We start from the raw sequence: 22,143 nt of genomic DNA, 5'->3' as shown, positions 1-22,143 counted from the left end.
CCCGCCGCCGGACGACCGGGAGAGAGTGACATGAGTGGACCCGATAAACCCAAGGTCATTGGCGAGGAATGGAGTGACGAGCGTATCCGGGGGTTCCTGGACATCGTGCCCTACGATCCCGCCATCAACGCCGATTATCACGTGCTGCTGAAGGCCTACCGGGCCATGCGCGCGGAGGATTTCGAACGCTTCATCGGCTTCTTCGTGGCCGCGGGCCGCGACCTGAACGCGGAGGACGAGCAGGGCCGCACCCTGCTGGATCTGGTCTCCGGGCACCGCCGCAGCGGCGAATACGCCCAGGTTCTGATCCGCGCCGGGGCAAAAAGAAAAGCGGAGGCCGGACACTGAGTCCGGGCTCCGCTGTCAGTCTGGGGGCGGGTGAAACGGCCCCGGTTACTCGACCTGGACTTCGATCGCCTTGGGTTCCTTCGGTTCGGCCTTCTTGAGGGTCAGGGTCAGCAGGCCGTCCTTGAAGGTGGCCTTGACGCTGTTCTCGTCAACGTTGTCCGGCAGGGTGAAACGACGCATGAAGCGGCCGTAGAAGCGCTCGATGCGGTGCACCTTGTGGTCGGAGCTTTCCGTCTCCTGCTTGCGCTCGCCCTGGATGGCCAGGACCCCGTCATCCACCGTGACCTTGACGTCGTCCTTGGACAGACCCGGCAGTTCCGCCTCGATCAGGAAGGCGTCGCCGGTTTCCTTGATGTCCACGGCCGGCGCCCAGTCACTCCGGCTGAACAGGTCCTTGCCTTCGCGTTCGCCGGGGTGGGTCAGGCCGAAGATCCGGTTGTAGCGATTCATCAGGTCTTCGATCTCGTTGAGCGGATTCCAGCGTGTCAGGTTGTTCATGGGGTTCACCTCCTTCTGCGAAAAACGAATCATGACGAAACGATTCCGCAGGGTTCCCGGAAACAACTCCCAACCGGTGGCGCCGCCCGGAGGGTGGTCCGTGAACGTCTGCTGATTGCCAATGTAGGAGCGCGCCTTCGCTTTTCAAGAGGCCGGCTGCTGGATTTTTGATCGGCGTCAGTCGCCCTGTCCGGCCAGGTACTCGTCCTTGAGCTTGACGTAGTTGGCGGCGGTGTACCGGAAAAATGTCCGCTCCTTGTCGGTCAGCGGCCGCGCCTGGCGGCAGGGCGAGCCCACGTACAGGTGGCCGGACACCAGGGTCTTGCCCGGCGGCACCAGGCAGCCGGCGCCGACGATCACCTCGTCCTCCACCACCGCCCCGTCCATGATGATGGCCCCCATGCCCACCAGCACCCGGCTGCCGATGGTGCAGCCGTGCAGCAAGGCCTTGTGGCCGACGGTCACATCGTCGCCCAGGGTCAGGGGGTAACCGCCGGGGTTGTAGTCGCTGGCGTGGGTGATGTGCAGCACCGAACCGTCCTGGATGCTGCAGCGATCGCCGATGCGGATGCGGTGCATGTCGCCCCGGATCACGGTCATCGGCCATACCGAACAGTCGGCGCCCAGCTGCACGTCGCCGATCACCACCGCGCTGGGATCAACCCAGGTGCGGTCGCCGAATTGTGGTGTTTTACCCTTGTGAGAGCGTACATTCGTCATTACATATAACCTTATCCGGTCACTTCAGGGGGTACCGCTAACATGGCGTACGCCCGACCATACCCAAGACCATCACGGCTGAGAAGAGGCGCTATGAATAATCCGTTACTGACTGATGATCTGTTGCCGAAGTTCGAGCATGTCCGGACCGAGCACATGGAAACGGCCATTGACCAGATTCTCAGCGAAAACCGCGTCAAGATACAGCAGCTGGCACAGCAGGAAGACCCCACCTGGGAAACCCTGGCGCTGCCGATGGAGGCACTGGAAAACCGTCTCAGCAACGCCTGGTCGGTGATCTCGCACCTCAATGGCGTGATGAACAACGACGAGCTGCGCCAGGTTTACAAACGCTGCCTTGAAAAACTCACCGAATACAGCACCGAGGTCAGCCAGAACGCGGCCTTGTGCAACGCTTACAAGAAACTGGCGGCGCGGCCGGACTTCGCCGATTTGAGCGAGGCTCAGCGCAAGGCGGTGGAAAACACCCTGCGCGACTTCCACCTGGGCGGGGTCGACCTGCCGGAGGATCAGAAGAAGCGCTACGCCGACCTGTCCCGGGAGCTGGCGGAGCTGTGCAACAAGTTCAGCGACAATGTGCTCGACGCCACCCAGCACTGGTACAAGCACATCACCGATCCGGAGGTGCTGGCCGGACTGCCGGAGACGGCCCTGGAAGGCGCCCGTCAGGCTGCGCGTCAGCGGCAGCTGGACGGCTTCGTGATCACCCTGGATTTCCCCAGCTTCTACCCGGTGATGACCTATTGCGACAACCGCGAGCTGCGCCGGGAAGTGTACGAGGCCTACGTCACCCGTGCGTCCGACCAGGGCCCGGATGCCGGCCGCTGGGACAACACGCCGGTGATGGCGGAGATCCTCAAGCGTCGGCATGCCCTCGCCCGGCTGCTGGGGTTCAACAACTACGCCGAGCGCTCCCTGGCCACCAAGATGGCCCGCAGCGTCGACGAGGTCATGACCTTCCTGAACCAGCTGGCGGCCAAGTCCAAGCCGGTGGCGGAGCGGGAGTTCGCCGAGCTCAGGGCATTCGCGCGGGAGCAGTACGGTATCGAGGACCTGCAGGCCTGGGACGTGGGTTACTACAGCGAGAAGCTGCGGCAGCAACGCTACGACATCTCCCCGGAGACCCTGCGTCCCTGGTTCCCGGTGGACCGGGTGGTGTCGGGCCTGTTCAAGGTGGCGGAAAAGCTGTTCGGCGTGCAGATCGAGGCACGACCGGAGGTGGAAACCTGGCACCCCGACGCCCACGCCTACTGCATCCGGCGCGACGGCGAGCCGGTGGCCTGGTTCTATCTTGATCTCTACGCCCGCCAGGGCAAACGCGGCGGTGCCTGGATGGCCGACTGCCGGGTGCGCTGGCGCGATGCCCGGGGCCGGCTGCAGCTGCCGGTGGCGTTCCTGACCTGCAACTTTACGCCGCCGGTGGACGGCAAACCGTCGCTGCTGACCCATGATGAGGTCACCACCCTGTTCCACGAATTCGGCCATGGCCTGCATCACATGCTGACGCAGGTGGAGGTGCTGGATGTGTCCGGCATCAATGGCGTGGCCTGGGACGCGGTTGAACTGCCCAGCCAGTTCCTGGAAAACTGGTGCTGGCACCCCGAATCCCTGGCGCTGATTGCGGCCCACCACGAAACCGGCGAGCCGCTGCCGGAGGCCTTGCTGGAAAAACTGCTGGCGGCAAAGAACTTCCAGTCCGGCATGGCCATGGTGCGCCAGCTGGAGTTCGCGCTGTTCGACTTCCGCCTGCACGCGGAATTCACCGAGCAGGCGCCGACCCATCCGCTGACGGTGCATCGCCAGGTCCGGGAGGAGATCGCGGTGGTTCAGGCACCCGAGTTCAACCGGTTCCCGAATTCGTTCTCCCACATTTTCGCCGGAGGGTACGCCGCCGGTTACTACAGCTACAAGTGGGCGGAGGTGCTGGCGGCGGATGCCTTCTCCCTGTTCGAGGAACACGGCATCTTCGACCCGGCCACCGGTCGTGCCTTCCTGGAGCACATCCTGGAAAAAGGCGGCTCCCGGGAGCCGATGGCGTTGTTCAAGGCGTTCCGTGGCCGCGAGCCGAAAGTGGACGCCCTGCTGCGGCAGTCCGGGATGATCGACGAAGCCGCCTGACCAATCCCGAGCGGTCACCCCCGACGGGTGGCCGCCGTGTTTTCTGGAGTGATCGACCCATGCCCAGCCCAAAACGTTTCATTGCCGGCGCGGTGTGTCCCCGCTGTGCCGAGATGGACAAGATTGTGATGTTCACGGACGACAACGAACGACAAGTGCGCGAGTGCGTGGCCTGCGGTTTTACCGATGCCCTGTCGGAAGAGCCGCCGGTCCCGGAGCTGGAAACCCGGGTGAACAAGCGTAAGAATGACGACGACCACACGGTGAAACAGGTGGTGTTTTTCAAGGCCAAGCAGGAGGACTGACGGTCGTCTGGTTTGGGGGCTGCGAGGGGGCAGGGGGTGTGGGAGGCTTTTCTGCCGGGAAAAGGTGTCTGAGCGCAGCGAGTTCTTTTTCCAGAAGAAAAGCCTCCCATGCCCTCGCAGCCCCCAATCATAGAATGAAGGCCGCGAGCAGGCTCCAAAGAGCAATAATCAGAGCACCATAGCCGCCAGCCAGCCAAAGGCCAGCAACGGCAGGTTGTAGTGCAGGAAGGTGGGCACCACGGTGTCCCAGATGTGGTTGTGCTGGCCATCCGCGTTCAGGCCGGCCGTGGGACCCAGGGTGGAGTCGGATGCCGGTGAGCCGGCGTCGCCCAGCGCACCGGCCGTGCCCACCAGCGCGACGATGGCCATCGGGCTGAAGCCCAGCTGCAGCGCCAGGGGAACATACAGGGCGGCGATGATCGGAATGGTGGAGAAGGACGAACCGATCCCCATGGTGATCAGCAGGCCAACCGCCAGCATCAGCAACGCCGCCAGGCCCTTGCTGTCGCCGATGGCGGCCACCGAGCTTTCCACCAGCGTCGCGATTTCCCCGGTCTGGCGCATCACCTCGGCGAAGCCGTTGGCGGCGATCATGATGAAACCGATCATGGCCAGCATCTTCATGCCTTCGGTGAACAGGTCATCGGCTTCCTTCCACTTCACCACGCCGGACAGATTGAACAGCACGAAACCGGCCAGCGCACCCAGAATCATGGAATCCAGCCACAGCTGCACCACGAAGGCCACGGCAATGGCGATCAGCGCCATGACCAGCGTCTTCGGGCTGTAGCGCACGTCCACCCGCTCGGTGCGGGCAATCACCTCAAGATCGTAGGCACGCTCGCCCCGGTAGCTGAAAAACACCGCGATCAGCAGGCCCACCAGCATGCCCAGCGCCGGCAGCGCCATGGCGGTCATGACATTGAGGTCGGTGGCGTCGACGCCGTTGTCGGCGACGTTGGCCAGCAGGATTTCTTTCAGGTAGATGCCGCCGAAGCCGATCGGCAGGAACATGTAGGGGGTGATCAGGCCGAACGCCAGCACGCAGGCCACCAGCCGGCGGTCCAGCTTCAGCCTGGCCATCACGTACAGCAGCGGCGGTACCACCAGCGGGATGAAGGCGATGTGAATCGGCAGCACGTTCTGCGAGGACACCGCGATTGCCAGCAGCAGGCCGATGATCAGATACCGGATCCCGGTGGCCGCCTGGCCATCGTTCTGCCGGCCCACCAAGGCCAGGGCCTTGTCCGCCAGGGCGTGCGCCAAGCCGGACTTGCCGATGGCGACGGCAAAGGCGCCCAGGGTGGCGTAGGACAGCGCCACCGTGGCACCGCCGCCGAGCCCGGTGTTGAAAGCGTTGATGGTGTCTTCCAGCGACAGGCCCGCCAGCAGGCCGCCGGACACGGCACCGATGATGAGAGCGACAACGACATGGATGCGGCACAGGCTCAGCACGAGCATGATCAGGACCGCAGCGACTACGGCATTCATGGCAAACTCCGGATAGGAATGGCGATCCGGCCGGCTCCTTGTGGGAACCGGCCCCCTGAAAAGCGCGCTAATGTGCAGGAAATGATCGCCCGAGTCAAAACCGCCGGGCGGGCAGGGTCAATTCTTCAGCTTGTACTTGCCCGGACCGAGGAAAATCAGGGCCAGGGCACTGAGCAGGTAGAAGTACTGCAGTTCCAGCACCAGGCCACCGTTGCGGCCCAGGGCAATCAGCTGATGGGCATGGACCAGGGCAATCGCCACCACCATGTTGATGACGATCAGCAGCGCGCCGATGCGGGTTTGATAACCGAGGATCACCATCAGCGGCGCGATCAGCTCGCCGATGAATACCCCGTAGGCCAGAAAGGCCGGTAGGCCGTGGCTGGCCAGCTCCCGTTCAATGAAACCGGTGCCGTCGAGCAGCTTGTCGACACCGTGAAACAGCAGCAATCCTCCGAGGGTCAGGCGCACAATCAGTTTGCCCAGGTCGGCGTTGTCCAGCATGGGAAAGTCTTCCTTTGATCAGAGTCAGGTGTGGGATCGGAGGACCAAGGATACCGTTTTAGGCGGTCCCGCATGAACCCTGAAATGACGCCGCCGCGGTCTGGGTCTAGACGCCCCCCAGTGAAAAGCGGATGTGGTTGCGTACCAGCAGGTTTTCCCAGTACTGGCGCATCCAGTCCCAGGCGGCGTTGTTCACCTGTTCCACGAAGGGGGTGAGATTCAGTTCGTAGTAGTCTGGGGTGCCGGCGATCTGGAGGACGGTCACGGCCACCGCGTCGTCGAGCTCGTTGGCGAAGGGTTCGCCGATCAGCTGGTGCGCCAGCAGGTTGGCCCGGATGGCTTCCAGGTCCACCAGGTCGCTGGCGCGGGTGGAACGGTTGTTCTCGTACATTTCCTCCATCAGCCGGTGGCACAGGTAGGCGCGGATCAGCAGGCCGTCCAGGCCGTCGTAGCGCACCAGCAGCACTGAGGGTTGGGTGAAGTAGCGGATGGCGGTGTCGATGAAGGGCGCGAACAGCTCCCGGGTGCCCGCTTCCCGGGCGCAGGCTTCGACGCACTCGATCAGCCGGGGCGCCATCTCGATGTACTCAAGGGTGAACTGGAACAGGCAGGTGGCCGGCTGGTAGCCCTCGATGACCACCGAGCGGGGCAACTCCGGCACCTTGTCGCGCAACTGGCGGAGAAAGGTGCCGGACCGGGCCTCCTGGCGCCGGGCCTGGTCAATGATTTCGAGGACGACCTGTGGTGTCATGTCCGGAGATGCCGATGTGTGAACGGATTGAGGTCGCAAGGCGCCTTCCTTTGTTCCCAGTGGGTCGGTTCGGGCAGGAGAGCATGGCTTGCGACCACCGCGGGCCTGCCGTTTCTGACAAGTGTAGTCGACATTTGTCGGGTTGCCGGCTGTGCCCGACATTTGCTGCGCGTGGGCGCTCAGGATGGCTGGAACCAGCGCCCCGACCGGGTGTGCCGCCAGTACAGCAGACCCATGCTCAAGGCTCGCGCCAGCATCAGGCTGATCAGCGCGAACCAGAGGCCGTGGTTGCCCCAGCCGGTGGTCAGCCACCACACCGGCAGAAACACCCCGAGCGCGGAGAACAGCATGGTGTTCTGCATGTCCCGGGTCCGGGTGGCGCCGATGAACACGCCGTCGAGCAGGTAACCCCAGACTGCAGCGAACGGCAGCAGCCAGAGCCAGGGCAGGTAGTGCCCGGCAGTGCTCCGCACCGCCTCGATGCCGGTCAGCAGGGCGATCAGCTGGCGGCCGCCGAGCACGAAGACCAGAGTCAGCAGCAATGCGCCCCACAGCGACCAGCGCAGGGCGCTGCGGAAGACCCGGCGGAAGCGGCGCCGGCTGCCCTTGCCCACGGCCTCGCCGATGAGCGCCTCGGCGGCATTGGCGAAGCCGTCCAGCGCGTTGGAAATGACCAGCAGGAAAGTCAGCAACACCGCGTTGGCGGCCAGGGTTACGTCACCCTGGCGGGCGCCCTGGGCAGTGAAGAACGCCAGCACCAGCAACAGTGCGACGGTACGCACCAGCAGGTACCGGTTCACCCGCAGGATGCGCAGGTAGTCGGCGGGTTGCCCGAACAGGCGCCGGTTCAGCCACGGGCCCGGAGGCAGCTGCTTCAGAACGATGGCCACGCCGAGCAGGGCCGCGCCGTACTCGGCGATCACGGTGGCCAGGGCGACGCCCCGGCTGTTCCAGCCCAGGCCGGTGACGAACAGCACGTCCAGCACGATGTTCAGGCCGTTGGCGGCGATCAGCATCAGCATCGGCCCCCGGGGGTGCTGGGTACCGATCAGCCAGCCCACGAGGGTGTACTGGCACAGCACCGCGGGGGCACTCCAGATGCGGATGGCGGCGTATTCCGCCGCCAGGGCGGCAACGTCGGCGCTGGGATTCATCAGCGCCAGGCTGGCCCGGATCAGCGGCGAGTGTGCGGCGATCAGCACCAGGCCGATGACCAGTGCCAGCAGCACCGAGCGCAGCAGCAGCGCCACCTGGGCGAAGGGATCCCGCTGGCCCCAGGCTTGCGCGGCCAGGCCGGTGGTGCCCATGCGCATGAATCCGAAGGTCCAGTACAGGATGCTGAACACGTTGGCGCCCACCGCGACCGCGCCCAGGTACTCCGGGCGTTCCAGGTGGCCGAGCACGGCGGTATCCACCAGGCCCAGCAGGGGCACGGTGAGGTTGGTGAGCATCAGTGGCCAGGCCAGGGCCCAGAGCCGGCGGTCGGTGGCGGGCAGTCGGTGTGCCATATAAGCGTTGCTTCTTTAGATGTCCAGCGTCAGTCGTTTTTGGTTTTAGGCGATTTTTTAGCCTTTTCTTGATCTGTGTCTATACTCGGAACTGAGGTATCCGTAAGCAGGCTTCCATTCCGATCCGGCGGCGGCCACGGTGGGCGAACCCGGGCGGAAGGACCACGCAAAATCCGACAAGAATAACACTCTGTGGAGACACAGTATGCGCGTGCACGCTCAGCGGGCAGGTGCCCTGTTCGGCGGACTGGCGGTTCCGGCCGTGTCCTTGGCGGACTGGACCATGAACATGCGTCCCGGGGTAACCAGCACCAGTAACGAGATCTTCAGCCTTCACATGACCATCCTCTGGATCTGCGTCGCCATCGGCGTGGTGGTGTTCGGGGTCATGTTCTGGTCCATCTTTGCGCACCGCAAATCCCAGGGCCACAAACCCGCCAATTTCCACGAGAACACCGTGGTCGAGATTCTCTGGACCATCATTCCGTTCGTCATCCTCGTCGCCATGGCGATTCCGGCCACCGCCACCCTGGTGAAGATGTACGACACCAGCGAGTCGGAGCTGGACATCCGCGTCACCGGTTACCAGTGGAAGTGGCAGTACCAGTACGTCGATCAGGATTTCGGCTACTTCTCCACCCTGGCCACGCCCCGGGACCAGATCGCCAACCGCCAGCGGAAAGGCGAACACTACCTGCTGGAGGTGGACAATCCCCTGGTGATTCCGGTGGGGCGAAAGGTCCGCCTGCTGCTGACCGCCAATGACGTGATCCACTCCTGGTGGGTACCCGAGTTCGGGGTCAAGAAAGATGCGATCCCCGGATTCATCAACGAAGCTTGGGTGCGGGTCGAGGAACCGGGAGTGTATCGCGGCCAGTGTACCGAACTGTGCGGCAAGGACCATGGCTTTATGCCGGTGGTGGTGCGGGCGGTGCCGGAGCCGGAGTTCCAGACCTGGCTGGCGGAGCAAAAAGCGGCCGCCGAGAAGGAGCGTGAGCTGACCCAGAAAGACTGGACCCTGGAGGAGCTGATGGCCCGGGGCGAGAAGACCTACCAGACCACCTGCGCGGCCTGCCACCAGCCGGACGGCCGCGGTGTACCCCCGGCCTTCCCGGCGCTGCGGGGCAGCCCCATCGCCACCGGCGACCTGGCGGCGCACATGGACATCGTGGTCCACGGCAAGTCCGGTACCGCCATGCAGGCATTCGGCAGCCAGCTGAGCGAGGTGGACCTGGCGGCGGTGATCACCTACGAGCGCAACGCCTGGGGCAACAGCACCGGCGACATGGTCACGCCGAAACAGATCCTGGACTTCAAGAACCAGCAGTAACGGACGCCAGATAACAACGAGCATCAGCCGATCACGGCGGTAACGGGGGGTTTTCATGAGCGCGGTTGCAGATACCCATGCCCAGGCACATCATCACGGTCCGGCCAGGGGCATCAGTCGGTGGCTGCTGACCACCAACCACAAGGACATCGGGACCATGTACCTGGTGTTCAGTTTCACCATGTTCCTGCTGGGTGGCAGTATGGCCATGGTCATCCGGGCGGAACTGTTCCAGCCCGGCCTGCAGATCGTGCAGCCGGAGTTTTTCAACCAGATGACCACCATGCACGGCCTGATCATGGTGTTCGGTGCCGTCATGCCCGCGTTCGTCGGCCTGGCCAACTGGATGATCCCGCTGATGATCGGGGCCCCGGACATGGCCTTGCCCAGGATGAACAACTGGAGCTTCTGGCTGCTGCCGTGCGCCTTCCTGATCCTGGTGTCCACGCTGTTCATGGAAGGCGGCGCGCCCAACTTTGGCTGGACCTTCTACGCGCCCCTGTCCACCACCTATGGCCCCCCCAGCACCACCTTCTTCATCTTCGCCATCCACATCATGGGAATTTCCTCGATCATGGGGGCCATCAACGTCATCGCCACCATCCTCAACCTGCGGGCGCCGGGCATGACGCTGATGAAAATGCCCCTGTTCGTCTGGACCTGGCTGATCACCGCCTTCCTGCTGATCGCGGTGATGCCGGTGTTGGCCGGGGTGGTCACCATGATGCTGATGGACATCAACTTCGGCACCAGTTTCTTCGACGCCTCCGGCGGTGGCGACCCGGTGCTGTTTCAGCATGTGTTCTGGTTCTTCGGGCACCCTGAGGTGTACATCATGATCCTGCCGGCGTTCGGGGCCATCTCCCACATCATTCCGGCGTTTTCCCGCAAGCCGCTGTTCGGTTACGCCTCCATGGTCTATGCCGTCGGCGCCATCGCCCTGCTGTCCTTCATCGTCTGGGCGCACCACATGTTCACGGTGGGCGTGCCGCTGGCCGGGCAGCTGTTCTTCATGTACGCCACCATGTTGATCGCGGTGCCCACCGGGGTGAAAGTGTTCAACTGGGTGGCCACCATGTTCCGGGGTTCCCTCAGTTTCGAAGCGCCGATGCTGTTCGCCGTGGCCTTCGTCATCCTGTTCACCATCGGCGGTTTTTCCGGGCTGATGCTGGCCATCGCGCCCTCGGATTTCCAGTACCACGATACCTACTTCGTGGTGGCCCATTTCCACTACGTGCTGGTGCCCGGCGCCATTTTCGGCATCTTCGCCGCCGCCTACTTCTGGCTGCCCAAGTGGACCGGTCACATGTACGACGAAGCGCTGGCCAAGACCCACTTCTGGCTGTCGTTCATCGGCATGAACCTCGCCTTCTTCCCGATGCACTTCCTGGGGCTGGCCGGCATGCCCCGGCGGATTCCGGATTACGCCCTGCAATTTGCCGATTTCAACATGATCTCCAGCATCGGCGCGTTCATGTTCGGCGCCACCCAGCTGCTGTTCCTGCTCATTGTGGTGCGCTGCGTGAGGGGCGGCGAGCCGGCGCCCGCCAAACCCTGGGAGGGTGCCGAGGGGCTGGAATGGACGGTGCCCTCGCCCGCGCCCTACCACACCTTCTCCACCCCGCCGGAGGTGAAATAGCCGGCAGGGAGTGATGACAACAACAGGCAGAACGGCTCGGCCGTCGGAGAGTGTCATGGCGGAAAACCAAACGTACTACGTTCCGGAACAAAGCAAATGGCCGATCGTGGCCACGATCGGCCTGGGGGTCACCCTGTACGGACTGGCCTCCATTCTGGTCAACGGGGGCCGGGGCGAGAGCACCACCGGGGCCTGGGTGATGTTCATGGTGGGCGCCCTGATCATGGCCTACATGCTGTTCGGCTGGTTTGGCAGCGTCATTCGGGAAAGCCGGGCCGGCCTCTACAGCGCGCAGATGGACCGCTCCTTCCGCTGGGGCATGAGCTGGTTCATCTTCTCCGAGGTGATGTTCTTCGCCGCCTTCTTCGGGGCCCTGTTCTACGTACGGATGTTCGCCGTGCCTTGGCTGGGAGGGGAAGGCGACAAGGGCAGCTCGGCGATGCTGTGGGAGGGCTTCCAGGCCACGTGGCCGCTGGTGCAGAACCCGGACCCGGAAGCCTATCCGGGGCCCCGGGAAGTGATTGGTCCCTGGGGGCTGCCCCTGATCAACACCCTGTTGTTGGTGTCCTCCTCGTTCACGGTGACGGTGGCGCACCACGCCCTCAAGGCCGGCCACCGGCACACGGTGAAAGTGTGGCTGGGCGCCACCATCGTCCTCGGGTTGTCGTTTCTGGTGCTGCAGGCGGAGGAATATGTGCACGCCTACCAGGAGCTGGACCTGACTCTGCAGTCCGGCATCTACGGCAGTACCTTTTTCATGCTCACCGGCTTCCACGGAGCCCATGTCACCCTGGGAACCCTGATGCTGTTCATCATGCTGGTGCGGGTGTTCAAGGGGCACTTCACCGCGGACAACCACTTCGGCTTCGAGGCGGCGGCCTGGTACTGGCACTTCGTGGACGTGGTCTGGCTGGCCCTGTTCGTGTTCGTCTACATCCTGTGAAATGAAGGCTCAGGGCGTCGGATTCAGGGTCAGGCTGCCGTGCCAGAGGGCAATCAGCACCACCGCCAGCAACAGGATGCTCAGGGCGACCCGGACGGCCAGGGAATTCACCACCCGGCGCGTCCGGCCCTGGTCCCGGATCAGGAAGAACAGGCCACTGAACAGGCTGGCGATCACGGCAAGCAGCAGCACGACGATCACGATCTTGAGCATGGCGGGGCCCCCTCGGCCTGACATTCGGGATGGCGGGCACCGGCGGCAGCGCCGCCGATCGCCTCACTATAGCAGAGCATGACGGATTCGCGGCCAACGAAACAGCGGGGGCGGGCGGACTGGCGATTGCTGCTGTTCAGCGGCCTGCTGCTGCCGGTCCTGATTGCCCTGGGGATCTGGCAACTGCACCGGGCGGCGGAAAAGCAGGCCCTGCTGGATCGCTGGCAGCACCAGGCCGAAACCCTGGACTGGTCCGGGCTGCTGGCCAGCGAGCCGGAACCGGGGCAGCCGGTGCGAATCACCGGCCTGTACGGCGACCAGAGCTGGCTGCTGGACAACCGCACCCGCGATGGCCGGCCGGGCTACGAGGTGATCACCGCCTTCTTTCCCCTGGAAGGGCCCCCGGTGCTGGTGAACCGGGGCTGGTTGCCGGCTCCGGCCCGGCGGGACCGGCTGCCCGAGGTCCAGACGCCGGCCGGCATCGTCACCCTGGCCGGGCGGTTGGCTCACTATCCCGAGCCGCCGGTACTGGCGGACACCGGCCCGGAGGCCAGCGGTTGGCCACGGCGGGTTCAGCGCCTGCCCCGGGCCCAGGCGGAACAGCAGGTCCCGGGCCTGGCACCGCTGCTGGTCCGGCTCGACGGCGACGACCAGCCGGGCGCGTTCCGGGCGGACTGGGCCCCCGACCTGATGGCGCCGGGCACCCACTACGGTTACGCCGTGCAGTGGTTTGCGCTGGCCCTGGCACTGACTATATTGACGGTAGTGGCGAGTTACCGAACCACAGGAGCCGATAATGACAATGACAATGGCTGACCGGATGCCCGATCCCCATTCCCCCGACGCCAGCGGCGGGCCCAGCCCGGCCCAGATCCGGCGAGGGCGGCGCACCGCGCTGCTGCTGTTCCTGGTGGGCTTCGGGCCGATGCTGCTGGCCTCGCTCATGTACTATACCGGCTGGCTCAATCCCACCGGGCACACCAACCGGGGGACCCTGGTGCAGCCGGTGATCCCGGTACAGACACTCGGCCTCGAGGATGCCTCCGGAACTCCCCTGGCGCAGCGTTTTGGCCCCCGGGCCGCCGATCCCCAGTGGTTGCTGCTGGTGGCGGCCACCGACTGCGGCGAGCCGTGCCAGGAGCTGCTGTATCTGGCCCGGCAGGTCAACATCGCCCTGGGCAAGAACGCCAACCGGGTCGGCCGGGCTGCGGCCCTGGGTCAGGTGCCGGCGCCCTTGTCTGAGCGTTGGGACCGGGAATACCGGCTGATGGAACGCCTGGTGCCGGCCGCGACGCCGGCCTGGCGCTGGCCCGAGGCCATCGACCCGAGCCGGGCGCCGCGGCTGCTGCTGATCGACCCAATGGGTAACGTGATGATGCAGTACGGCCCCGAGCACTCCGGCAAGGACATGCTGGAAGACCTCAAGCACCTGCTCAAACTGTCCCGGTTCGGGTGAGGTCCGCGATGAATCTGGCCGATACCCACCGTTGTCATCGCCGTATGGCCCGCTGGGCCACCCTGGCCGCCGCCCTGGCGGTGCTGGTGATCGTGCTGGGCGCCTGGACCCGGCTGGTGCACGCCGGCCTGGGCTGCCCCGACTGGCCCGGCTGTTACGGCTTCCTCTCCGTACCCCAGAGCGACGCCCACATTGCCATTGCCAACGCCCGCTTTCCGGACAGCCCGGTCGATGTCGCCAAGGGCTGGCCCGAAATGATCCACCGCTACGCCGCCGGCAGCCTGGGGCTGCTGGTGTTTGGCCTGGCCGCCTACGCCGTGCGCCACCGCCGGGCCGGGGTGCCGGTGCGGCTGCCGCTGTTTATTGCCGGCTTCATCGTACTGCAGGCCGCCTTTGGCATGTGGACCGTGACCCTGAAACTCTGGCCCCAGGTGGTGGCGCTGCATCTGCTCGGTGGCTTCACCACCCTCAGCCTGCTCTCTCTGTTGAGTTTCCGGCTCTGGCGCCGGGTCCGGGATCCGGAGGGGGCCGGGGCGGCCCCCGGCACCCGGCTGGCCGCGGCTCGTCCCTGGCTGTACGGCGCCCTGCTACTGGTCATCCTGCAGATTGCCCTGGGTGCCTGGACCGCCGCCAACTACGCCGCCGTGGCCTGTACCGACCTGCCCACCTGCCAGGGGCAGTGGTGGCCCGCTGGCATGGATTTTCGCCACGGCTTTGACGTGACCCAGCAGGTAGGCCCCAACTATCTGGGGGGGCAGCTGACCGCCGACGGCCGGGTCGCCATCCACGTCAGTCACCGGCTGGGCGCGCTGCTGGTGCTGCTCTACCTGGGTGGACTGCTGGTCTGGCTCTGGCGCCGGCGTAGCGACACGGGTCTGGAGTGGCCGTTGTTCTGGGTCGCCGGCGCGCTGGTGGCCCAGGTCAGCCTGGGCATGGCCAATGTTCTGCTGCACATTCCGCTGGCGGTCGCGGTGGCGCACAACGCCATGGGGGCCGGGCTGCTGGTGGCGGTGATCCACCTGGTCTGGCGGCATCATCTGATGCGCTCGCCGCGCGCGGTCGAAGCGGCGCGCGCCACCATGCAACGGGAGGTAACGGCATGAGTGAACCGATCAAGGCACTGGCGGCACAGGCGAGCCTGGCCGACACCCGACTGTCCTGGCGCGATTACCTGGAGCTGACCAAACCCCGGGTGGTGGCGCTGATGATCCTGACCTCGGTCATCGGCATGCTGCTGGCGGCACCCGGTGTGCCCGGCTGGGACACCCTGCTGCTCGGCAACCTGGGCATTGCCCTGCTGGCCGGCGCCGCCGCCGTGGTCAACCATGTGGTGGACCACCGCATCGATACCCTGATGGCCCGCACCCGCAAGCGGCCGGTGGCCACCGGCCGGATCGGCTCGGTGGACGCGCTGCTGTTCGCGGCGGTGCTGGCGTGTCTGGGCATGGCCATCCTGATGCTCTGGATCAACCCCCTCACCGCCTGGCTCACCCTGGCCTCACTGGTGGGTTACGCCGGTGTCTATACCCTGTTTCTCAAACGCGCCACGCCCCAGAACATCGTCATCGGCGGGCTGGCCGGGGCGATGCCACCGCTGCTGGGCTGGACCGCTGTCACCGGCCACGTGGAAGGGCACGCGCTGCTGCTGGTGCTGATCATCTTTGCCTGGACTCCGCCGCACTTCTGGGCCCTGGCCATCCACCGCAAGGAAGAATACGCCAAGGCCGGCATTCCGATGCTGCCCGTCACCCACGGCAATCGCTACACCGAACTGCACATCCTGCTGTACACCCTGATGCTGCTGGCGGTCAGCCTGCTACCGTTTGTCACAGGTATGTCCGGGGTTCTCTACCTGGCCGGCGCCCTGGCCCTGGGGCTGCGCTTTGTCCTGTACGCCGTCCGGCTGCTGCGGGGCGATGACCGGCGCGTGGCCCTGAATACCTTCAAATACTCCATCACTTATCTGATGAGCCTGTTTGTGGTACTTCTAGTGGACCATTTTGTGTTCTTCTGAACCCGGACCGGTCGTGGGGTGACGCGGGCCCGCGTCCGGGTTCGAGCGCTGGAGTTGTCATGGATCGGTCTGTTCGGATTACCCTGTTCGTCCTGCTGTTGGTGGTGGTGCTGATTTTTGGCCTGGTGGTCGCCCGTCAAATGTACTTGGTGGGCGGGGACGCGCCGGCGGCGCCGGATCTGGCGGAGCTGAATGTCTACGTTTACGACGAGGCCCGGCCGGTGGCGGAATTCACCCTGACCAACGAATACGGCCAGCCGGTGACCCGTGAAGACCTCAAGGGCCACTGGACCTTTGCCTTTGTCGGCTACACCAACTGCCCGGACATCTGCCCCGCCGCCATGGCCAACCTGCGGCAGATGGACCAACGCCTGCCGGATGACCTGCCGCAACCGGAATACCTGCTGATCAGTGCGGATCCGGAGCACGACACCCCCGAGCGTCTGAAGGCGTACACCCACTTTTTCGGTGAGCATTTCCACGGCCTGAGCGGCGATCTGGACACCACCCGGGCCCTGGCCCGGAGCCTGAGCGCGGTGTTCGTGCACCGGGAAGTGGATGGCGAGCTGCTGGTCGACCACAGCGGCCACTTCGCCCTGCTCAACCCCCAGGCCCAGGTTCAGGCGCTGATCCAGCCGCCGCACCGGCCCGAGGCGCTGGCCGAGGCGTACCGGCGCATCTACCGCTGGGCCGAGGCCCGTCAGGATCGGGACGGCGCCTGAGCGCATGGCCTCTCGCGACACATCCTCCGCCGGGGCCATGGCCCCGGTACTGGTCGCCGGCGCAATCCTGTTGCTGGTGGTGCATGGTCTGGGGCGGTTCATCTACACCCCATTGCTGCCCTACCTGGTGGCGGATGGCCAGCTGACCGCCGCCGGCGGCGCCGCCGTGGCTACCTGGAACTACCTGGGTTATCTGGTGGGGGCGATGTTCGCCATCCGCTGGCACCGGGTGGACCAGATCCGCCGGTTGCTGCCCCTGGCGCTGGGGGTGCATGTGCTGACCACCCTGTTGATGACCCAGACCGACCGCCTCGGGCTGATCTCCGCCATCCGCATGCTCAACGGTATCGCCAACGGCGTGGTGTTCGTGCAGGTGCCGGCGCTGATCCTGGAATGGCTGGTGCTGCACCGGCGGGCCCACCGCAGCGGCCTGGTGTACTTGGGTGTCGGCCTGGGACTGCTGCTGTCCAGTGCCCTGGTGGCCGGCTCCGCCGACCGGTTGCAGGGCGCGGCCCGCTGGTGGCCGGCGGCGCTGCTGTCGGTGCCGCTGGCGTGGTGGGGCGTGGCCCGGTTGATCCGGCTGGAGCTGCCGCACCCCGCCGGTCGCGACGGCACCCCGGTCACCACGCCGCTGTTGGACCGGGCCAGCGTGCCGCTGTTCCTGTCCTACGCCGGCGCCGGCCTGGGCTACATCCTGCCAATGACGTTTTTGCCGCTGCTGGCCCGCCAGACCCTGCCGGCGGGCCACTGGCTGCTGGACGGCACCTGGCTGATCGTGGCCCTGTGCACGCTGCCCGCGCCCTGGCTCTGGAACCGGCTGGGGGCCGGGCTTGGTGACTTGCCGGCGCTGCGCCTGAACTTCCTGGTCCAGCTGCTGGGCGTGCTGGCGGCGGTACTCTGGTCCGGGCCGCCGGGGCTGGTCCTGTGTGCGGTGCTGGTGGGCGGTACCTTCCTCGGTACCGTGCTGCTGACCCAGCGCATTGGCCGCGCCCTGCACCCCCACCAGGGTCCCCGGCTGTCGGCGGCGATGGTGGCGCTGTACGGCTTCACCCAGATGGCCGGCCCCTGGCTCACCAAGCAGTGGCTGGAGGCCGGTGGTACACTGGCGGCCGCGTTTGGAATCGGCGTGGCCGCCCTGGCCTTCGGGCTGGCCTTTGCGTTTTGGGTCCCCCGACAACCGGTTGCCTGAATAGACGGATCCCCATGCTGCCCATCGATGCCATCCTGCCGGAACTGCTCCGGACTCTGGAACATGCCAGCACTGCCCTGCTGCAGGCACCGCCCGGTGCCGGCAAGACCACCCGGGTGCCCCTGGCGCTGCTGGACGCGCCCTGGCGCCAGGGTCGAAAAATCCTGATGCTGGAGCCGCGTCGGCTGGCGGCCCGCTCCGCGGCCCGGTTCATGGCGGCTCAGCGGGGTGAGGCGCCCGGCCAGACCGTGGGCTACCGCACCCGGCTGGACACCCGGGTCTCCGCCGCGACCCAGATCGAGGTGGTGACCGAGGGCATCCTTTCCCGCCTGATCCAGGACGATCCCATGCTCGAGGACTACGCCGCCGTACTGTTTGACGAGTTCCACGAGCGCTCCCTGCAGGCGGACCTCGGCCTGGCCCTGGTGCGGGAATCCCAGCAGGCGCTGCGCCCCGACCTGCGCCTGCTGGTGATGTCCGCCACCCTCGACACCGGCCCCATTGCCCGCGTTCTGGGCGACGTGCCGGTGCTGACCAGCGCCGGCCGGGCTTACCCGGTGACCGTCGAGTACCGGCCCCTGCCGCGCCACCGTGACTTGACCGACCATGTGGTTGCCACCGTCCGGGAAGCGCTGCAGAGCCAGAGCGGCTCCCTGCTGGTGTTTCTGCCCGGTGCCGGTGAGATCCGCCGCGTTGTCCGGGCGCTGACCGGACAGCTGCCGCCGTCGGTGCGGCTGGCTCCGTTGTATGGCAACCTGCAGGCGGAGGTGCAGGACCAAGCCATCGCGCCGGCACCCGAGGGCCAGCGCAAGGTGGTGCTGGCCACCGCCATTGCCGAGACCAGCCTGACCATCGACGGCGTACGGGTGGTGATTGACGCCGGCCTGCAACGCCGTGCCGTGTTCGACCCCAACAGCGGTATGACCCGGCTGGTTACTGGCCGGGTGTCCCGGGCCTCCGCCGAACAGCGTAAGGGCCGGGCCGGGCGCCTGGAGCCCGGGGTCTGCTACCGCCTGTGGAGCGAGTCCGAGCAGTTCGGCCTGGCCGAGTTCACGCCGCCGGAAATCCAGGTGGCGGATCTGGCGCCGCTGGTGCTGGAGCTGGCTCAGTGGGGCGCGCGCCAGCCGGATCAGGTGGCCTGGGTCGATGCCCCGCCCCTGGCCCACTGGCAGCAGGCGGTGGCTCTGTTGCAGTGGCTGGACCTGCTTGACGGCGATGGGGCCATTACCGACCACGGCAAGGCCGCCCGACAGCTGGGCACGCACCCACGGCTGGCGCACATGGTACTCCGGGGCCGGGCGCTGGGACTGGCCGGGCCGGCGGCGGAGCTGGCGGCCCTGCTCGAGGAGCGGGACCTGCTGGGCCCGGGCCGGGGCGCCGATCTGCACGAACGCCTGCGGGTATTGCGTGGCGAGCAGGCCCCGGTGGGCGTGGACCCGGCCCGGCTTAAGGCCGTGCGCCAGGCGGCCCGGCGGCTGTCGCCGGAGGCCGGCCAGGGCGAGCTGCCCGGCGAGGCCGAGGTTGGCCGACTGCTGGCCCTGGCCTATCCGGACCGCATCGCCCGGCGTCGCCCCGGGCCGGCGCCGCGCTACCAACTGAGCAACGGCCGTGGTGCCGCGCTGCGGGAGGACGATCCCCTGGCCCGGCACGATTGGCTGGTGGCGGCGGACCTGGACGGCCAGGCCCGGGAGGCCGCCATCTACCTGGCGGCACCGGTGGACCGGGCGGTCCTGGAGCAGGACCTGGCCGGACACATCGTCGAGCGGGACGAGGCAGACTGGGACGAGTCCCGGGGCTCGGTGGTGGCCCGACGGGTACGGCGGCTGGGCGAGCTGGTGCTGGCGGAGCGGCCGCTGGCGTCGGTGGACCCCGGGTTGCTGCGACAGGGGTTGCTGGCTGCGGTCCGCCGCAAGGGCCTGGACAGCTTGCCCTGGAGCCCGGAGGCCCGCCAGTGGCGGGCCCGGGTGGCGCTGCTGGCCCGTTGTTTTCCGGGTGAATGGCCGGCCACCGACGATGCCGCCCTGTTGGCCCGGCTGGACCAGTGGCTGGCTCCGTTCCTGGTCGGGATCAGCCGCTGGTCCGAACTGTCGAAACTGAACCTGCTCCAGGCCCTGACCTCGGAGCTGGACTACCACCAGCAACAGCGCCTGGACACGCTGGCGCCCGCGGCTCTGACCATCCCCACCGGCCAGCGGATCCGCCTCGACTATACCGCCGATCAGGGGCCGGTGCTGGCGGCCAAACTGCAGGCCCTGTTTGGCTGGACCGAGACCCCCCGGGTGGCCGACGGCCGGGTTCCGGTGGTGATCCACCTGCTGTCCCCTGCCCAGCGCCCCCTGGCGGTGACCTCCGACCTCGCCAGCTTCTGGCGCAACGTCTACCCGGAGGTGCGCAAGGACATGCGCGGCCGCTATCCCAAGCACCCGTGGCCGGAGGATCCCTTCAGCGCCGAGCCTCAGCAGGGCACGAAAAAACGCCCCGCTCGCTGATCCGACCGGTGATCAGCCGCGTCGGAATGGTTTCGAAATAGACATTGCGGGGCCGGATGTGGGTGCCGGTGGGGGCGCCCAGCTCGGCGCCGGCCATGGTTTCGAGCGTCACCGTGTCCCGGGTGGCCGGGCTGTCCTTGAAGTGATCCGCCAGCACCCACAGGGGCTTGCCCTGGTCCTGGGCCGCCAGGGCCAGTAAATAGGTGCCGGCCTTGTTGACGAAATGCCGGTCAGCCAGCCAGGTGTCGCAGCCCGACAACACCAGATCCGCGTCCGCCATGACCAGGCCCATCTGGGCGTCGGTGACGACGGTGACCTCCAGCCCCAGGGCGTCCAGTTCCCGTGCCAGCACAAAACCCTCGTTACCGGGACTGCCCTGGGTGCAGATCACCGAGCAGCGCTGGCCGCGCCTGACCAGCAGGCGGAACAGTGCCAGCACCTGGGAGCTGCGGCTGTGGGTCAGCACCCGTGCCCCCTCGGGCACCTGGGAGGCCGCGTGTTGGGCCACCCGCTCCCCGGCCTCGACCAGGTCGGCCCGCACGCTGGCCACCACCGCCCGGGCGGACGGTCGGATGTCCGCCGCGTCGGCCGGCCCGGCCAGGCCCTCCCGGCAGCGTTGCATGGCGTTGCCCAGGGGCACCATGCTGGGCCGGGCCCGGGCCAGCGCTGACACCATCCGCTGCCAGTCGGCGGCCCGGACCGGGCCGGTGTCCAGCCATTGCGCCAGTCCGTCCAGGGCCGAGAGGGCCAGCTGGGCGGCACCGGACTGGTGGTCGTCCCGGAGCTTTCGGAGCAGGGCGTCGGCGTTGGCGTCCATGGTCTGTGCCTCCATTGTGGGCATCCCCTGAGCCTAGCAGGCGACAGGCTTGCCAGGGCGCAAAAGCTGAATAAAATGTGACCAATTTTGGCTGGCGGGGTTCACCTTCCATGAACTTTGTTTCCTTCAATGTGTTTCGGACGCTCGGGTTTCCCAACACCACGGTGCTCAAGCCCGAGCATTTCCTGCGTCACAAGGCACTGCTACAGGAAGCGGACTGGGTGCTGTTTCCGGAGTACTGGCAGCTCAATGCCCTGGTGCATGGCCTCAAGTGCCGGGTCTTTCCAAGCGTCGCCAGCTATCGCATCGGCCACGACAAGGTGGAAATGACGCGCGCCTTCCAGGCGGTGGCGCCGGAGCACACGCCCTGGACGCTGATCGAGGCCAACGGGCCCCAGGAGCGGGAACTGATCTGGGATACCCTGAGCCTGCCGTTCGTGGCCAAGCTGCCCAAGGCCAGCATGGGGGAAGGGGTCTGGCTGATCGAGGACCGGCGGGACTGGCAGCGTTACTGCGAGCGTACCGACGTGTTGTACGCCCAGGAATACCTGCCCATCGACCGGGACGTGCGGGTGGTGGTGGTGGGCGATCAGGTGCTCACTGCCTACTGGCGGACCCAGGCCGAGCAGGGGTTCTACAACAACGTCGCCCGGGGCGGCCAGATCGACCAGGCGCCGGTACCGGCCGCGGCCACCGATCTGGCGCTGCGCCTGGCCCGGGAGCTGGAGATCGATCACGCCGGCTTCGACATCGCCCTGGTGGACGGTTACCCCTACGTTCTGGAATTCAACCGGCTGTTTGGCAACCAGGGGCTGGCCCAGGGCAGCCAGCTGCAGGAGGCGATCCTGGCCTATCTGAAGCGCCGCTCCGAGCCCCAGGACCCGGACGGACCCACCGGGCCGACGCCGCTCTGGCCGGTGGCGGTCTGAGCGCACCCGCCGCCAATTTTCGTGCCACCGGGGACGACGCCGGTGGCCCATCCCCATGGGTAGATGTGCGCACTGGCGCGGCCGGGTCGGCGGCCCGATGATGGCGCCATCGACCGGGTGTCGCAGCGTGGCTGTGGC

Annotated in this window: 22 protein-coding genes; 14 read left to right on the top strand and 8 right to left on the bottom strand. The window is 66.5% G+C overall.

From position 1 onward, the window contains the following. The first annotated feature begins 30 nt into the window (after window positions 1–30). Window positions 31–348 carry a PA4642 family protein gene (locus BTO32_RS05550; RefSeq protein ID WP_076723487.1) on the top strand — a complete coding sequence of 106 codons (318 nt, stop codon included), beginning with the start codon at window positions 31–33 and terminating at the stop codon, window positions 346–348. 45 nt (window positions 349–393) lie between these two features. On the opposite strand, the gene BTO32_RS05545 is transcribed toward BTO32_RS05550, so the two are convergent. Then, the gene (locus BTO32_RS05545; RefSeq protein ID WP_076723776.1) at window positions 394–846 is read right to left on the bottom strand and encodes an Hsp20/alpha crystallin family protein; all 453 of its coding nucleotides are present in this window, start codon (window positions 844–846) and stop codon (window positions 394–396) included. Window positions 847–1,023: 177 nt separating this feature from the next. Next, window positions 1,024–1,566, bottom strand: coding sequence for a gamma carbonic anhydrase family protein (locus tag BTO32_RS05540; protein ID WP_076723485.1), 543 nt, complete (start codon window positions 1,564–1,566; stop codon window positions 1,024–1,026). Window positions 1,567–1,659: 93 nt separating this feature from the next. Here BTO32_RS05540 and prlC point away from each other — a divergent pair, with 93 nt between their 5' ends. Together prlC and BTO32_RS05530 are read left to right on the top strand one after the other, a co-directional pair. Next, window positions 1,660–3,705 (top strand): oligopeptidase A, encoded by a 2,046-nt coding sequence (prlC, locus tag BTO32_RS05535; RefSeq protein ID WP_076723483.1) that lies wholly within the window; start codon window positions 1,660–1,662, stop codon window positions 3,703–3,705. Window positions 3,706–3,764: 59 nt separating this feature from the next. Continuing rightward, a complete protein-coding gene (locus BTO32_RS05530) occupies window positions 3,765–4,010 on the top strand; it encodes a YheV family putative zinc ribbon protein (protein ID WP_076723481.1) in 246 nt (81 codons plus the stop codon). Between the two features lie 168 nt (window positions 4,011–4,178). On the opposite strand, the gene BTO32_RS05525 is transcribed toward BTO32_RS05530, so the two are convergent. From BTO32_RS05525 to BTO32_RS05510, 4 genes are all read right to left on the bottom strand, one after another. Continuing rightward, entirely contained in the window at window positions 4,179–5,501 is a 1,323-nt protein-coding gene (locus tag BTO32_RS05525; protein ID WP_076723478.1) for a Na+/H+ antiporter family protein, read from the bottom strand. Between the two features lie 117 nt (window positions 5,502–5,618). Further along, a complete protein-coding gene (locus BTO32_RS05520) occupies window positions 5,619–6,005 on the bottom strand; it encodes a DoxX family protein (protein ID WP_076723475.1) in 387 nt (128 codons plus the stop codon). A gap of 106 nt (window positions 6,006–6,111) precedes the next feature. Next, the gene (locus BTO32_RS05515; protein ID WP_076723472.1) at window positions 6,112–6,756 is read right to left on the bottom strand and encodes a hypothetical protein; all 645 of its coding nucleotides are present in this window, start codon (window positions 6,754–6,756) and stop codon (window positions 6,112–6,114) included. A gap of 179 nt (window positions 6,757–6,935) precedes the next feature. Beyond that, window positions 6,936–8,264 carry an MATE family efflux transporter gene (locus BTO32_RS05510; RefSeq protein ID WP_076723470.1) on the bottom strand — a complete coding sequence of 443 codons (1,329 nt, stop codon included), beginning with the start codon at window positions 8,262–8,264 and terminating at the stop codon, window positions 6,936–6,938. Between the two features lie 205 nt (window positions 8,265–8,469). Here BTO32_RS05510 and coxB point away from each other — a divergent pair, with 205 nt between their 5' ends. From coxB to BTO32_RS05495, 3 genes are read left to right on the top strand one after another with little or no spacing between them, the layout of a single operon-like run. Beyond that, window positions 8,470–9,594: a cytochrome c oxidase subunit II gene (coxB, locus tag BTO32_RS05505; RefSeq protein WP_076723467.1), complete on the top strand. Its 1,125-nt coding sequence runs from the start codon at window positions 8,470–8,472 to the stop codon at window positions 9,592–9,594. A gap of 55 nt (window positions 9,595–9,649) precedes the next feature. Further along, on the top strand, window positions 9,650–11,233 hold the full coding sequence (gene ctaD / locus BTO32_RS05500) for a cytochrome c oxidase subunit I (protein WP_076723465.1): 1,584 nt from the start codon (window positions 9,650–9,652) through the stop codon (window positions 11,231–11,233). Between the two features lie 55 nt (window positions 11,234–11,288). Then, on the top strand, window positions 11,289–12,176 hold the full coding sequence (locus tag BTO32_RS05495) for a cytochrome c oxidase subunit 3 (protein WP_076723462.1): 888 nt from the start codon (window positions 11,289–11,291) through the stop codon (window positions 12,174–12,176). A 9-nt stretch (window positions 12,177–12,185) separates the two neighbouring features. Here the strand turns inward: BTO32_RS05495 and BTO32_RS05490 are convergent, their stop codons facing one another. Continuing rightward, window positions 12,186–12,389: a twin transmembrane helix small protein gene (locus tag BTO32_RS05490; RefSeq protein ID WP_076723460.1), complete on the bottom strand. Its 204-nt coding sequence runs from the start codon at window positions 12,387–12,389 to the stop codon at window positions 12,186–12,188. A gap of 78 nt (window positions 12,390–12,467) precedes the next feature. On the opposite strand from BTO32_RS05490, the gene BTO32_RS05485 reads away from it, so the two are divergent. Genes BTO32_RS05485 through hrpB form a run of 7 tightly spaced genes read left to right on the top strand, consistent with a single transcriptional unit; the run spans window position 12,468 to window position 20,259 of the window. Continuing rightward, window positions 12,468–13,205 carry an SURF1 family protein gene (locus tag BTO32_RS05485; protein WP_076723458.1) on the top strand — a complete coding sequence of 246 codons (738 nt, stop codon included), beginning with the start codon at window positions 12,468–12,470 and terminating at the stop codon, window positions 13,203–13,205. Then, window positions 13,186–13,845 (top strand): hypothetical protein, encoded by a 660-nt coding sequence (locus tag BTO32_RS05480; protein ID WP_342742303.1) that lies wholly within the window; start codon window positions 13,186–13,188, stop codon window positions 13,843–13,845. The genes BTO32_RS05485 and BTO32_RS05480 overlap by 20 nt, the downstream gene beginning before the upstream one ends. An 8-nt stretch (window positions 13,846–13,853) precedes the next feature. Then, window positions 13,854–14,948: a COX15/CtaA family protein gene (locus BTO32_RS05475; protein ID WP_076723454.1), complete on the top strand. Its 1,095-nt coding sequence runs from the start codon at window positions 13,854–13,856 to the stop codon at window positions 14,946–14,948. Next, window positions 14,945–15,859 (top strand): heme o synthase, encoded by a 915-nt coding sequence (cyoE, locus tag BTO32_RS05470; RefSeq protein WP_076723452.1) that lies wholly within the window; start codon window positions 14,945–14,947, stop codon window positions 15,857–15,859. Before BTO32_RS05475 ends, cyoE begins: the two co-directional genes overlap by 4 nt. Window positions 15,860–15,918: 59 nt before the next feature. Further along, window positions 15,919–16,581, top strand: a complete 663-nt coding sequence (locus BTO32_RS05465) for an SCO family protein (protein ID WP_076723450.1) — start codon at window positions 15,919–15,921, stop codon at window positions 16,579–16,581. A 4-nt stretch (window positions 16,582–16,585) separates the two neighbouring features. After that, window positions 16,586–17,770 carry a YbfB/YjiJ family MFS transporter gene (locus BTO32_RS05460; protein ID WP_076723448.1) on the top strand — a complete coding sequence of 395 codons (1,185 nt, stop codon included), beginning with the start codon at window positions 16,586–16,588 and terminating at the stop codon, window positions 17,768–17,770. A gap of 14 nt (window positions 17,771–17,784) precedes the next feature. Then, on the top strand, window positions 17,785–20,259 hold the full coding sequence (gene hrpB / locus BTO32_RS05455) for an ATP-dependent helicase HrpB (protein WP_076723445.1): 2,475 nt from the start codon (window positions 17,785–17,787) through the stop codon (window positions 20,257–20,259). Here the strand turns inward: hrpB and BTO32_RS05450 are convergent. Beyond that, complete coding sequence (locus tag BTO32_RS05450) at window positions 20,213–21,091, bottom strand: eIF2B alpha/beta/delta subunit family protein (protein ID WP_245820278.1); 879 nt, start codon at window positions 21,089–21,091, stop codon at window positions 20,213–20,215. The two genes, hrpB and BTO32_RS05450, sit on opposite strands and share 47 nt — an antisense overlap. A gap of 95 nt (window positions 21,092–21,186) precedes the next feature. Between BTO32_RS05450 and BTO32_RS05445 the strand changes: the two genes are divergently transcribed. After that, the gene (locus BTO32_RS05445; protein ID WP_076723443.1) at window positions 21,187–22,005 is read left to right on the top strand and encodes an ATP-grasp domain-containing protein; all 819 of its coding nucleotides are present in this window, start codon (window positions 21,187–21,189) and stop codon (window positions 22,003–22,005) included. Window positions 22,006–22,143 lie beyond the last annotated feature (138 nt).

The sequence above is a fragment of the Marinobacter lutaoensis genome (genome assembly GCF_001981305.1).
Lineage (GTDB): Bacteria > Pseudomonadota > Gammaproteobacteria > Pseudomonadales > Oleiphilaceae > Marinobacter > Marinobacter lutaoensis.
The sequence above is the reverse complement of the archived record's forward strand: the minus strand, read 5'-3'. Positions and strand labels throughout refer to the sequence as shown.

Excerpts from the sequence above, each read along its gene's own strand:
- BTO32_RS05550 (WP_076723487.1), top strand. The coding sequence starts at position 31 with ATGAGTGGACCCGATAAACCCAAGGTCATTGGCGAGGAATGGAGTGAC.
- BTO32_RS05545 (WP_076723776.1), bottom strand. The coding sequence starts at position 846 with ATGAACAACCTGACACGCTGGAATCCGCTCAACGAGATCGAAGACCTG.
- BTO32_RS05540 (WP_076723485.1), bottom strand. The coding sequence starts at position 1,566 with ATGACGAATGTACGCTCTCACAAGGGTAAAACACCACAATTCGGCGAC.
- prlC (WP_076723483.1), top strand. The coding sequence starts at position 1,660 with ATGAATAATCCGTTACTGACTGATGATCTGTTGCCGAAGTTCGAGCAT.
- BTO32_RS05530 (WP_076723481.1), top strand. The coding sequence starts at position 3,765 with ATGCCCAGCCCAAAACGTTTCATTGCCGGCGCGGTGTGTCCCCGCTGT.
- BTO32_RS05525 (WP_076723478.1), bottom strand. The coding sequence starts at position 5,501 with ATGAATGCCGTAGTCGCTGCGGTCCTGATCATGCTCGTGCTGAGCCTG.
- BTO32_RS05520 (WP_076723475.1), bottom strand. The coding sequence starts at position 6,005 with ATGCTGGACAACGCCGACCTGGGCAAACTGATTGTGCGCCTGACCCTC.
- BTO32_RS05515 (WP_076723472.1), bottom strand. The coding sequence starts at position 6,756 with ATGACACCACAGGTCGTCCTCGAAATCATTGACCAGGCCCGGCGCCAG.
- BTO32_RS05510 (WP_076723470.1), bottom strand. The coding sequence starts at position 8,264 with ATGGCACACCGACTGCCCGCCACCGACCGCCGGCTCTGGGCCCTGGCC.
- coxB (WP_076723467.1), top strand. The coding sequence starts at position 8,470 with ATGCGCGTGCACGCTCAGCGGGCAGGTGCCCTGTTCGGCGGACTGGCG.
- ctaD (WP_076723465.1), top strand. The coding sequence starts at position 9,650 with ATGAGCGCGGTTGCAGATACCCATGCCCAGGCACATCATCACGGTCCG.
- BTO32_RS05495 (WP_076723462.1), top strand. The coding sequence starts at position 11,289 with ATGGCGGAAAACCAAACGTACTACGTTCCGGAACAAAGCAAATGGCCG.
- BTO32_RS05490 (WP_076723460.1), bottom strand. The coding sequence starts at position 12,389 with ATGCTCAAGATCGTGATCGTCGTGCTGCTGCTTGCCGTGATCGCCAGC.
- BTO32_RS05485 (WP_076723458.1), top strand. The coding sequence starts at position 12,468 with ATGACGGATTCGCGGCCAACGAAACAGCGGGGGCGGGCGGACTGGCGA.
- BTO32_RS05480 (WP_342742303.1), top strand. The coding sequence starts at position 13,186 with ATGACAATGACAATGGCTGACCGGATGCCCGATCCCCATTCCCCCGAC.
- BTO32_RS05475 (WP_076723454.1), top strand. The coding sequence starts at position 13,854 with ATGAATCTGGCCGATACCCACCGTTGTCATCGCCGTATGGCCCGCTGG.
- cyoE (WP_076723452.1), top strand. The coding sequence starts at position 14,945 with ATGAGTGAACCGATCAAGGCACTGGCGGCACAGGCGAGCCTGGCCGAC.
- BTO32_RS05465 (WP_076723450.1), top strand. The coding sequence starts at position 15,919 with ATGGATCGGTCTGTTCGGATTACCCTGTTCGTCCTGCTGTTGGTGGTG.
- BTO32_RS05460 (WP_076723448.1), top strand. The coding sequence starts at position 16,586 with ATGGCCTCTCGCGACACATCCTCCGCCGGGGCCATGGCCCCGGTACTG.
- hrpB (WP_076723445.1), top strand. The coding sequence starts at position 17,785 with ATGCTGCCCATCGATGCCATCCTGCCGGAACTGCTCCGGACTCTGGAA.
- BTO32_RS05450 (WP_245820278.1), bottom strand. The coding sequence starts at position 21,091 with ATGGAGGCACAGACCATGGACGCCAACGCCGACGCCCTGCTCCGAAAG.
- BTO32_RS05445 (WP_076723443.1), top strand. The coding sequence starts at position 21,187 with ATGAACTTTGTTTCCTTCAATGTGTTTCGGACGCTCGGGTTTCCCAAC.